The sequence below is a fragment of the Leptothoe spongobia TAU-MAC 1115 genome, assembly GCF_018739885.1.
Taxonomy (GTDB): domain Bacteria; phylum Cyanobacteriota; class Cyanobacteriia; order Phormidesmidales; family Phormidesmidaceae; genus Leptothoe; species Leptothoe spongobia.
The window spans coordinates 57,819-68,651 of the sequence record NZ_JADOES010000027.1 but is presented as its reverse complement, the minus strand read 5'-3'; the positions used below and the strand labels follow the sequence as shown (position 1 = coordinate 68,651).

9 protein-coding genes and 1 pseudogene are annotated in these 10,833 nt (G+C 48.8%); 5 read left to right on the top strand and 5 right to left on the bottom strand.

All coding sequences use genetic code 11. The features are described 5' to 3' along the window. On the top strand, positions 1-366 hold a 366-nt coding region (locus tag IXB50_RS13950), incomplete at its 5' end, for a transposase (protein ID WP_215609587.1). A gap of 248 nt (positions 367-614) precedes the next feature. Here the strand turns inward: IXB50_RS13950 and IXB50_RS13945 are convergent. Together IXB50_RS13945 and IXB50_RS13940 are read right to left on the bottom strand one after the other, a co-directional pair. After that, positions 615-947 carry a DUF5615 family PIN-like protein gene (locus IXB50_RS13945; protein WP_215609586.1) on the bottom strand — a complete coding sequence of 111 codons (333 nt, stop codon included), beginning with the start codon at positions 945-947 and terminating at the stop codon, positions 615-617. Continuing rightward, complete coding sequence (locus IXB50_RS13940; RefSeq protein WP_215609585.1) at positions 944-1,168, bottom strand: DUF433 domain-containing protein; 225 nt, start codon at positions 1,166-1,168, stop codon at positions 944-946. Before IXB50_RS13940 ends, IXB50_RS13945 begins: the two co-directional genes overlap by 4 nt. Before the next feature lie 168 nt (positions 1,169-1,336). Between IXB50_RS13940 and IXB50_RS13935 the strand changes: the two genes are divergently transcribed. Together IXB50_RS13935 and IXB50_RS13930 are read left to right on the top strand one after the other, a co-directional pair. Further along, positions 1,337-1,858, top strand: a complete 522-nt coding sequence (locus IXB50_RS13935) for an REP-associated tyrosine transposase (RefSeq protein WP_215609584.1) — start codon at positions 1,337-1,339, stop codon at positions 1,856-1,858. A gap of 84 nt (positions 1,859-1,942) precedes the next feature. Continuing rightward, positions 1,943-2,146, top strand: a pseudogene (locus IXB50_RS13930) (transposase); the annotation flags it as partial. Between the two features lie 155 nt (positions 2,147-2,301). Here IXB50_RS13930 and IXB50_RS13925 read toward each other — a convergent pair. Further along, complete coding sequence (locus IXB50_RS13925) at positions 2,302-5,397, bottom strand: AAA-like domain-containing protein (RefSeq protein WP_215609582.1); 3,096 nt, start codon at positions 5,395-5,397, stop codon at positions 2,302-2,304. Beyond that, positions 5,394-7,502 carry an AAA-like domain-containing protein gene (locus IXB50_RS13920; protein ID WP_215609581.1) on the bottom strand — a complete coding sequence of 703 codons (2,109 nt, stop codon included), beginning with the start codon at positions 7,500-7,502 and terminating at the stop codon, positions 5,394-5,396. Before IXB50_RS13920 ends, IXB50_RS13925 begins: the two co-directional genes overlap by 4 nt. 165 nt (positions 7,503-7,667) lie before the next feature. On the opposite strand from IXB50_RS13920, the gene IXB50_RS13915 reads away from it, so the two are divergent. After that, a complete protein-coding gene (locus tag IXB50_RS13915; protein ID WP_215609580.1) occupies positions 7,668-8,459 on the top strand; it encodes a DUF4058 family protein in 792 nt (263 codons plus the stop codon). Positions 8,460-8,521: 62 nt separating this feature from the next. On the opposite strand, the gene IXB50_RS13910 is transcribed toward IXB50_RS13915, so the two are convergent. Continuing rightward, positions 8,522-8,830, bottom strand: a complete 309-nt coding sequence (locus tag IXB50_RS13910) for a YkvA family protein (RefSeq protein ID WP_215609579.1) — start codon at positions 8,828-8,830, stop codon at positions 8,522-8,524. A gap of 92 nt (positions 8,831-8,922) precedes the next feature. Between IXB50_RS13910 and IXB50_RS13905 the strand changes: the two genes are divergently transcribed. Beyond that, positions 8,923-10,635, top strand: a complete 1,713-nt coding sequence (locus tag IXB50_RS13905; RefSeq protein WP_215609578.1) for a peptide ABC transporter substrate-binding protein — start codon at positions 8,923-8,925, stop codon at positions 10,633-10,635. Positions 10,636-10,833: the final 198 nt, after the last annotated feature.

The following is a 10,833-nucleotide window of genomic DNA, read 5'->3' as shown; positions in this document are numbered from 1 at the left end:
AGTTCTAAAGCTCTACACCAGAAGCAATACTGCCCCAGAGGTGAGATGGAAAATCGACTCAAAGAACAACAACTTGATCTTTTCAGTGACCGCACCTCCAACCATTATTTCGATGACAACCAGCTGCGTCTGTGGTTCCACTCGTTGGCCTATGTCTTGCTCAATCTGCTGCGCGACGCACTACACCATACCCCATTGGCTAAGGCCCACGTGGGCACTATCCGAACTAAATTGCTCAAAGTCGGCACCCTGATCCGCGTGAGTGTCCGACGCATCCACCTGGCGATGCATTCCTCGTTTGCCTATCGTGATCTGTTTGCCCTGGTCCATCAGAGGCTATCTCAAACAGCCGTCCCCTCTGGCTAAGACTCGGTTGACTGGTATGACGCTATCTGTTTTCATCGGATTGACCTGAGCCGCATCGCTCATGGAGCCTGGTGGCTATTTTTCCTTAACTCGCCACCCAGAGGCCCGAATTTGCCATCGATTACCGCAACAGGATGGTCCATTTGACCCTGATGCCCTCCTTTGACGATAAACTCAGCTAAATATTGTTTTTTTCACCTCACTCACCGATGGTGTGAGAAATCCGGGTTCAATGCCCCCTTACCCGGCTATCCCAGGACAAGAATGCTCTCTGTTTCAGTGCTACCAAATTGTGAGATTACGTCAAACTGATCTCTCAAAATCTCAACAATTTTGGATGTTGGACTGTTACCAATGCGAAGATAAATAAACTTGGGAGGATGGCCATGCAGTAGACTACGTTGATGAAAATCAGAGTCTTTGGAAACAATGACAAAATCATAAATTCTGGCATACTCCCAAATTAAAGCATCCTCTGTATGCATTAAGTTTACCGTTTTGACATGAGTGGAGCCGGGGTATAGGTCGATCACTGACCGAATAATTCGGTCAGATAAATTCTCATCCAGCAATAGTTTCATAGCGCTACGATAAATAGCTTTTTCTCACGGTCGGCGGCAAATTGCAAACACGCTTTGATATCTGCCACGGTCAACTCTGAGAAGTCTTCTAAAATCTCGGTTTCGGTCATGCCACCTGCTAAGTATTCCAGAATATCGTATACGGTGATTCGCATACCTCGGATACAGGGTTTACCACTCCGTTTTCCTGGTTCAATGGTAATAAGGTTTTGATATTCCATGGTTTGGGTGGTCGGCTTGATATAATTTACATTGTACCTCATGCAGATTTTGCGATCGCGCCCACCATTGTTAGTCGGATAGACACGTGCGTTCTTTAACGCACCACCTTCGAGACTACTGCTCTACCACTGGGCACCCTAGCATGAATAATCACCACTGCTCTCAGGATGCCAAATTATCGACGTCCCTACATTGCTGGGGGCACCTACTTTATTACCCAAGTAACCTATCAACGTGTCCCATGGCTATGTTGGGCTATCGGTCGTCAAGCCCTTCGAGAAGCTTTTATCACTGTTAAAGAACGTCATCCATTCTCTATAGAGGCAATTGTATTACTTCCCGAGCATTTTCATTGTCTCTTAACGTTGCCGGAAAATGATGCGGATTTTTCGGTCAGACTCCGATTAATCAAAACCTATGTGACTAAACGATATGGGGCTGAATTAAAGATTGGACGGACGATTTCTCAATCACGACGGAAACGAAGAGAAGGAAATCTCTGGCAGCGTCGTTATTGGGAGCATTTTATTCGTGATCAGAAAGATTTTGCGATCCATTGTGATTATATTCATTACAATCCGGTACGCCATGGATTGTGTGAGAAACCACAGGATTGGAAGTATTCCAGTGTGCATCGGTTTATTGCAGAAGGCATTTATCCGCCTAATTGGTGTGTAGGGTGTGTGTAGCGAAGCGTAACGCACCGGATTAGAGGATTTTGGAGTGGTGCGTTGGCGATTGGAAGTGGTGCGTTGTCACGCACCCTACCTGGCTGGCAACGGCGGTATTGGGAACATTGGATTCGCGATGAGAAAGATTTTGCGATCCATTGTGATTATATTCATTCCAATCCGGTACGTCATGGGTTGTGTGAGAAACCGCAGGATTGGGAGTATTCTAGTGTGCATCGGTTTATTGCGGAGGGTGTTTATCCGCCGAATTGGGGTCAAGAGGAGAGTCCGGTATGTTTGGGATAAGGTGTAGGGTGTGTGTAGCGAAGCGAAACGCACCGGATTAGAGGATTTTGGAGCAGTGGCGTTATCTCTTGGAAGTGGTGCGTTGTCACGCACCTACGCTGCTATGACTACTTCCTTTTTCATCATAAGGACACCCTACGCTTGCTACGTTTTTTTCACAGCCCTCTTACCGTAGATGTAGATATAGATGTTGCTGCAAAAAAGAAATATCCACAATGGTTTATAACGACAAACTCTTCCCCGTAACTACTCATTGGGATATCGTAGAGAGAACCTCGGAAGTGTTCATTTACTGCTAGAGCAGGCATACTTCCTCTTTTGTAAGAGTTAAGACTGTGGTTTTCACTTAATACTAAACTTTCATATTCTTTAAATCGTAATACTTCTAAATTTGAAAAGGATAAAACTATATTTTCAAAGTTAGTATTTCTGGGAAGTGTTACGGGCAATCTGGCATTTATACTTCTATCAACACTAAAATCGCCTAAAAGCCATCCAACTTCATTAAGAAGCATCGAAATCGAAAAAAATGTTTGGTTGCCAATAGCACTTTGAATTTGCTTATGAATATCGTTGCGAACATTAAAGCCAAAGTGAGATGTCTCATTGATTTTTGAGTGGTCAAGCCAGAGAGAATCGATGTTCTCTAAATCTGTGCAAGATATATTTTGATATCTAAATGAGTCAATATCCCTAGATGATGCCGAAGAATAGATTGCTTCCCAGGTTAATAAATCTGCCTTTTCCCAGTCACGTTCTACTAACACAGACTCCAGAGATTGAGTTAGCTTCGTTACTCTAAATTTATAATGTTTTTTCAATGAAGATTTAACAAGTGTCGGTAAGTTAGAGTGTAGCAAAATTCCATCTCCAACGATAGATGGTTTTACTGCGGCTATATCGTGCATACGTATCAAATCATGATACAAGGAGGTTAATTTCTTCTCATTTAAAGTACTGTATCCAGCTATTTTAAATGCCCTTCTGTAAGCTGCATCCGGAAAAATATCTGGGCTTCTTTCCTCCAGAAAATTTCCTTGAACAGCGTATGCAAAAAAAGCTATCGACTGCCCAGCTGATGAAGAGCTAAATAAACTTTGATTATTTTCAATTGTTTCTATACTGATAGCTACTGCTTGCGAAGCTTCTTCCAAGTCGCTCGTGTCAAGATGTAACCTTGCAAGGGCAATACTACTATTCAAAAGAGTTTTTTTGAACTCATTTCTATCTTCAGTGAAATCCGTAAACGATAAACCAATCTGTTGAATAACATCCTCGGCAGCTTCGGATTTGTCAATGGCATACAGGTCATCGATCAGTCCCGAGAGCGCTTTAGTCGTTTCATTCAAAGCAGCAATCTCTTGTTGCTCCTGGCGAGCTATTTCCAGGTCCCTTGCCGCTTTGTCTGCTTTGCGTTGAGCCACTTCTTCTGCCTGTTCCGCCTGAGCCACAGCAGCATCGGCATTAGTTAAGTCTTGCTTCAACTGGCTCAGTAACGCCTCCTGTCCCTGGGCCTCTTGTTGAGCTTGTTTAAGCCGCTCATTTGCCTCCTGACGTTCCGAATCAAGAGTTTCTAGCTGTTCCTGAGATTCCTCTAAATCTTTATTTGCCTGCTCACTTTCTGCTTGTGCAGTCTTAGCTTTTTGTTGAGCCTGCTTGCGCTGTTCATCAGCTTGCTCTTTTTGTGCTTGAATCTCGGTCAATTCATCGTTTGCTTCCTCAGCCAGGATTTCAGCCTCCTCACGCTTCTGCTCCGCCACGCTCCACTGTTTCCCTGAAAATACAGCTAATCCTCCCAACACAAGGGCCGAAACCAGCGCCCCTGCCAATACCAAACCCCCTCGACGAACCTTTCGCTGAGCCTCTCGGGTCGCCTCCACCTGAATCTGCTCCGCCGCCTCTGCCGCCTCCCGTGCCGTTCTCTCCCGTTCAAGTTCAGCCTCTTGCTCCCGTGCAGCAATATCCTCTTCTCTCTGCTGAGCCCGACTAGCCGCCAAAAACTCCCGATCCTCAGCACTCAGCGTAACTTTCTCAGCCGCCCACCCCTCAGCCTCCGTCAGCGCCCCACCCCGCAACAAACGAGAACTATCCCCCTTCCCAGCACCCACCCAGGCCCTAAAACTTTCCGCATAGGGCCGTAACTTTCTCAGCTCACCATCAATCCAAGTTTCATCAAAAACCGCCCTATAGATCGGGTTATACACCCGTAACCTACTGTCTCGCTTCACCACCAAACCCGACAATTGTAACTCTCGCTCCTCAGGTTGATTGCTCGCCGAAATCCCTTCTACCTGCCGAATCTGCCGATACAGCTCCAGCAAATACCCCGCTTTCCGCTCATCATCCAGCAACCGCTGCCGAATCGTCTTTAAATGCTCCTGATGATCCTGGGTTTCCCAACTATCAATCAGCCGTGTGTTTACCAACCCATCAATCGCAACCGCTTCACCACCCGCTGCAACCCCCTCATCTGAGTCCACCACCAACTGACATAACCGCTGAGTCAAAAATGGCTGTCCCCCCGTCCATCGCAAAATCTCTTGCAAAACCACCTCTGGCTGCTCTGCCTTCCCTTGCAACCCAGCCGCCAAAGGCAACGCTTCCTCAGACGTAAACCCCTTTAAATCAATGCTTTTTCCCACATTAAACGGAGTCCGCTTCGCATCCCCAATCAACTCCGACGGAGCTGCCACCCCCAGCAACGCAAAGGTCAGTTTCTGATAAGCCGAGTTCTCCGCCCGCTTGTTATAACACCCCCGAATCAGCGCAAAAAAGTCATCGGTAAAGGGCAAACTGAGGGTACTATCAATTTCATCAATAAAAACAACAATCGATTCCTCAGTTCCCGGCAGCAGAACCGTATCGATAAACTCCGCCAACCGCTCCACTGGCGCAATAAAATCTCGCTCCTTTAGCCAACTGCGAAACGCCTGCCGATCCAGCAACCCAAACCGACGATTTAGCTGATTGATAATGCCGTCATACCATTGACCTGGCTTATCAACCTGACTATCCTTCGCCGAAAAATCAATAATAATCCCTTTCCAGCCAGCATCCTGCAGCTTAGCCAGGGTTCTCACCATCAAACTGGTCTTCCCCATCTGCCGAGAGTTCAGCACATAGCAAAACTCCCCTGCCTTCAGTGCCTCATATAGATCCGTATCACTTTCCCGCGTCACATAGGAGGGCACATCCTGTGGTAACGCCCCACCCACCTTATAAAACGAGGAGTTTATGGGTGATCCACTCATACCGCCATCCTCAACCGCGAACGAAAATAAGGCCGATATAGAGGTTCATGGCGCAGCATCACCCCATTGCCCTGTAGATTCACCAACCCCATGCCATTTAGCTTAAACGCCAGCATCGACTTTAGCTCCACCGGATGCTCAGAACCAATCACCTGCTCAAATGCCTGGGCTAACTCCGGATGCTGCTGCAAATTCCACAGGTGCCGCCGCAGATGCTCACCATAAACCCCGGAATCCGTAGGCGCTTCTTTTAGCAGTTGCTCCAGGGTCAAATCCTGTTGCGCAATATGATACAGTGCCAACCGCACCAGATAGGGATGTCCCCCCACCATGGCCATTAAGCCATCCACCTCTGCTGAAGTCCAATTCAGCCCATGCTTGTCTACCAGCTCCAGCACCTGGGCTGCCGTAAACTCCGGTAGCTCCACCGCCAGACCCACATTAAACGGTGACACATTGCTTTCTAAAACAATGTAAGATTCCGTCGAATGGGCAATGGCCAGCTTCAACTTAGCCCATGTAGCATCCACCTTAGCTTTCTCATTCCAGGACCGCAGCAGGGTTAAAAATTCCTTGGATACCGCTTCATAGGGAAACAGGCGATCCAGTTCATCCAGACCCAAAAATAAAGATGTCTCAATCTTAGAGAGGATGTACTCTTCAAAGTAGTCGGTGCAGTTTTCCTTGGGGCCAAATAACTCCTCATCCCAAAACTCGGTCACCTTGCGGGGCGAGAACCCCAACTTTCGACTTACGTGGGCACAGAGCCGTTTAAAAAACACACTGGAGTCAGTAAACGTGCCCTCATCGGTCTCTAGAAAATCTAGCGTGACCGTTCGATAGTTGAGTTCATCTGCACGGTCACGAATCCGGGCCAACAGTGACGTTTTTCCCATCTGTCGCGGGGCTTTAACCCGCACCAGCCCGCCTCGATTTTCAATTTCTTGCAGACAGCGGGTATCCCAAGGTTTTCGTCTAATGTAAAACGCAGAATTCAGCGGCATCGTCCCACTCGGCAGCTCTAAATCTGCCACGGGCAAGGGCGGACGCTGGTGTGTGGGAGGAGTTATACCCTGTTGAGCATCATTTTCGGCAGTTGTAGGCACCTGCCCGGAGCTAATCAGCGTCAGAATATCTTGTACTAGATTGGGTGTATCCCCAGGCGTTTGCCAGAACTTTTGTTGGATCGTCTGTAAAACACTTCTCAATTCAGAGTTGAGCGGGTCATCCAAAGGCAAATTGATCCGAATTGGCAAAATTGCAGGCTTACCCAGCTGATCCCGCAGTCGTTTAGCCGTTTGCACCTCGCCCGCCACCATATCACTGGTCACCGACTGCTCCGACAGCAGCAGCAAAAAATAATCACACCGCTTCAGTTCCTGATCAATGCGCTCAACCCAGTTCTCACCCCAGTTAATACTCTCCCCCGCCATAAACACCGAATGACCTGCCGCCGTCAAAGCCTGGTGCAACTCCCCCGCCAGACTTAAATCCGGTTCTGCATTGCGATAGCTAATAAAAATCTGCTGGGTCTTCACAGCAGCAGACTTTTTACGCAAAACCGGCGTCTGCTCCTCTGGAATATTCTCCAGCGCAATAGCATTACAGCCAAAACCATAGGCATCATCATAGGAGCGCCCCGCCCCCAGGGCTCGATAGAACCCCGCCGCAAACTGAATGGCGGCTTTATCCCCAATCGCCTGCCCCATACCCACCACATAATTAATATGCTGATAAATCGCCGCTGCCTGGGTATCTGAATAGCAAGCATTGAGCACAACGCACTCAATCTGGTTAGCAAATAGCTCAAATAGCTGACTCAGTGCCGAGGCACTGACAACTTGATGCTGTCCCGATTCATTTTCAAAAATTAAGCCATCCTCATCCCCACCATGACCGGCAAAGTGGACAATCTGGGGTGCCGTATCCAGCAACACCCGCTGGATATCCGCAGGACGCACGGCCCAGTGGGACACAAATTCAAACTGATCCCGCAGGTTAGCCCGTTGGAGCTCCTCCTGAATTTCTGCAACTTCTTTACCCAGCCGTAACCGACTCGTATCCAATGGATTCGCTGTCAGAACTACGATCTTTTGTTTGGCCATGGGATGGAGGCTAGAACGCAAACAGGGCTAGGCTACTAAGATTACAGCCCGAAACAAGCAAATTACGTGCTTTATAAGGATAAATTTGGATCAGTTGCCAGAAACAATCACTGGGACATTCTAGGCTGACTAAAATTAGAGAGTGCTTGCTCTGAGGCTGAACCCATGCCATCACCGTTGCCTGGAATGGATCCCTATCTAGAACATCCGCGTTCCTGGCCAAATTTTCATCATCGATTGATTAGCGCCATTGCCATCAGCCTAGGCCCACAACTACGTCCCAAATACCGTGTGGTCGTTGAAGAAGCCATTTACCAAACCGAAGGTCAAGATTCTATCTTGGTGGGAATACCTGATGTCACCATCCAGAAGGCAAAACAGACATCGACGAGTCAATCTGAAGCCGCTACGGCAGGAATTACCCTGGCTCAACCTATTCTTGTCGATTTACCCATGCCAGAGGTAGTCCGCCAGGGATACCTTGAAATTCGAGCAGTCGCCACCAGTGAAGTCGTCACCGTCATCGAAGTCCTATCGCCCACCAATAAACGCCCTGGCGAAGGCAGACGAACCTACGAAGCCAAACGTCAAGTCATTCTCGCCAGTGCCACCAACTTAGTAGAAATCGATTTGCTGCGTCAGTGGCCTGCCATTGTTCAGTTACCTGAGCAGTTAAAAACTCACTACCGTATTTTGGTCAGTGCCAGCCCCCAACGTCCCCAGGCAAGCGTTTATGCATTTAACCTGGCAGACCCCATGCCTGCCTTCCCACTACCGCTTCGGGAAACTGACTCAGAACCCATCGTTAACTTACAAAATTTGCTGGGAGATATCTATGATCAGTCAGGATATGACTTGGTGATTGACTACACTGAGCCTCCAGTCCCTCCACTGACAGCAAAGGACTCAGAATGGTTAGCACAATGGCTCACCCAGACAAGCAGTAAAGAACATTAGTATGAATCGCCTCAAAATCGCGTGAGCAGCACAAATGTTCTTTTCAGCTGCAAGGCATATCCTTAGGGGATCTCTTGGGCGCTAACATCCACCACTACGCCGTCATCATCATCATTTTGGGACTCTTCGGTCACCGGCACCTCATCCTCAGGACGATTAAACGCGCCCTGCATCAGCTGGGTCACTTCTGCAATCAGCAGGGTAATCAAAATGCCATCATCGATCCACCCCACAATGGGAAATACATCAGGGGCAAGATCGATGGGGCTCAATAAATAGGTGAGCGTGCCAAAAATAATCAGCCAGCGATATTTAGGATTACGTAAGCCATTGCGATACCAGGCGTAAAACGCTTCAACCAGTTGCTTCATAGGAATCTTTAGAGCATTATCTTATGATGCCACTTCCCTCAAAAAGACGAGAACAGGAGGGAAAATTTTCAGTTTTATTCAACATTGGCTCTATGGAACGCTCTGCTCGCTGGTTGATTGGCTCTTGCTTGATTGGTGCTCTAGTTGGCCTCGGGGCCTGCCGTCCTGCCTCGGACACACCACAGACTACAGGCAATGACAGCGTCCTCAAACTATTGTATTGGCAAGCACCTACCATCCTGAATCCTCACCTATCTAATGGGTTTAAGGACTCAGAAGCCAGTCGCATTACCCTAGAGCCCCTGGCCAGCTTTGACGCCGCAGGTAATCTCAAACCCTTTTTGGCGGCTGAAATCCCGTCCCTTGAAAATGGTGGTGTGGCGAGCGATGGCACCTCCGTCACCTGGACACTACGTTCTGATGTGCTGTGGTCAGACGGCACCCCTTTCACCGCTGAGGATGTGGCCTTTACCTACACGCTGCTGAGCAACCCTGAAGTCGGGAGCACCACCGCAGGCACCTACGAAACCATCAAATCGGTAGAGGCCCTCGACCCCACCACAGTAAAAATCACCTTTATAGAACCCAATCCCGCTTGGTCCCTGGTCTTTACCGGCACGACGGGCATGATCCTGCCGGCCCATGCCTTTAAGGATTTTAACGGGGCCAATGCGCGCTCAGCTCCGGCTAACCTGCAGCCCATCGGTACGGGGCCTTACCAGGTGACTACATTTAAGCCGGGGGATGTGGTGGTATATGAGCCTAATCCCCATTATCGAGAATCCGTTGGCTTTGAGCGGGTGGAGCTGAAGGGGGGCGGTGATGCCGCATCGGCAGCACGAGCTGTGATGCAGACAGGCGAGGCTGACTTTGCTTACAACATTCAGGTGGAAGCCCCTATTCTCAAGCAGATGGAAACTGGGGGCAAGGGACAGTTTGTGACTAGCTTTGGCTCCTTGGTGGAGCGCATTTTGTTTAACTTTACGGATCCCAACCAGACGGCTGACAGCGGTGAACGCTCTAGCGTGGAGTTTCCCCATCCGTTTTTTAGTGATGTCAAGGTACGTCAGGCCTTTAGTCTGGCCATTGATCGAGACACCATTGCAGAGCAACTCTATGGTCCTGCCGGTCAGGGCACGGTGAATTTCTTGGTGTCGCCAGAAAGCTATCGTTCCGGCAACACTAGCTATGGCTTTGACCTGGACCAGGCGAATCAGCTGCTGGATCAGGCGGGCTGGGTGGATAGTAATGGTGATGGGACGCGCGATCGCAACGGCACCGAAATGCAGGTCCTCTTCATCACCTCAGTCAACCCCGTCCGCCAAAAGACCCAGGAAATCATCAAACAAAACCTGGCCGCCATCGGTGTTGGCACCGAACTGCGGTCCCTCGACCCGGCAGTGTACTTTTCCGGCGACCCCGCCAGCGAAGACACCGTGGAGCACTTCTACGCCGACCTGCAAATGTTTGCCACCGGCAACACCAACCCAGACCCGGCCGCCTACCTCAAAACCTACACCTGTGATCAAGTCAGCCAAAAGGACAATAACTGGTCAGGTCAGAACTATAGCCGCTACTGCAATCCCGACTACGATGCCCTGTGGCAACAATCAACAACAGAACTTGATATAAACAAACGCACCGATCTCCTGATCCAGATGAATGACACCCTGATTGAGGACTACGCCGTCTTGCCCATCGTCCATCGTGCCGACATTGATGCCGTTAGCGATCGCATCACTGGCATTGACCTCACCCCCTGGGATTTGCACACTTGGAACATTGCCGAGTGGAAACGGCCATAGCTCAGACACAGATGATCATTATGGCGGTTGACATCCCATTAAAAGTTTGGCAAATGGTGATGTATAAAAACGTATACATCACAAGCCTTACGCAATTTTTTCCCGGTAATGTGAACTAAACATAGAGGAATTTCACATCTAATAGAGATTAATTGAGTTCTTGTTGAAGTTACCCATTAGAGCTTGTTGATATCCGTG

Coding starts and splice junctions, on each gene's coding strand:
- IXB50_RS13945 (WP_215609586.1), bottom strand. CDS start 947: ATGAAACTATTGCTGGATGAGAATTTATCTGACCGAATTATTCGGTCA.
- IXB50_RS13940 (WP_215609585.1), bottom strand. CDS start 1,168: ATGGAATATCAAAACCTTATTACCATTGAACCAGGAAAACGGAGTGGT.
- IXB50_RS13935 (WP_215609584.1), top strand. CDS start 1,337: ATGCCAAATTATCGACGTCCCTACATTGCTGGGGGCACCTACTTTATT.
- IXB50_RS13925 (WP_215609582.1), bottom strand. CDS start 5,397: ATGAGTGGATCACCCATAAACTCCTCGTTTTATAAGGTGGGTGGGGCG.
- IXB50_RS13920 (WP_215609581.1), bottom strand. CDS start 7,502: ATGGCCAAACAAAAGATCGTAGTTCTGACAGCGAATCCATTGGATACG.
- IXB50_RS13915 (WP_215609580.1), top strand. CDS start 7,668: ATGCCATCACCGTTGCCTGGAATGGATCCCTATCTAGAACATCCGCGT.
- IXB50_RS13910 (WP_215609579.1), bottom strand. CDS start 8,830: ATGAAGCAACTGGTTGAAGCGTTTTACGCCTGGTATCGCAATGGCTTA.
- IXB50_RS13905 (WP_215609578.1), top strand. CDS start 8,923: ATGGAACGCTCTGCTCGCTGGTTGATTGGCTCTTGCTTGATTGGTGCT.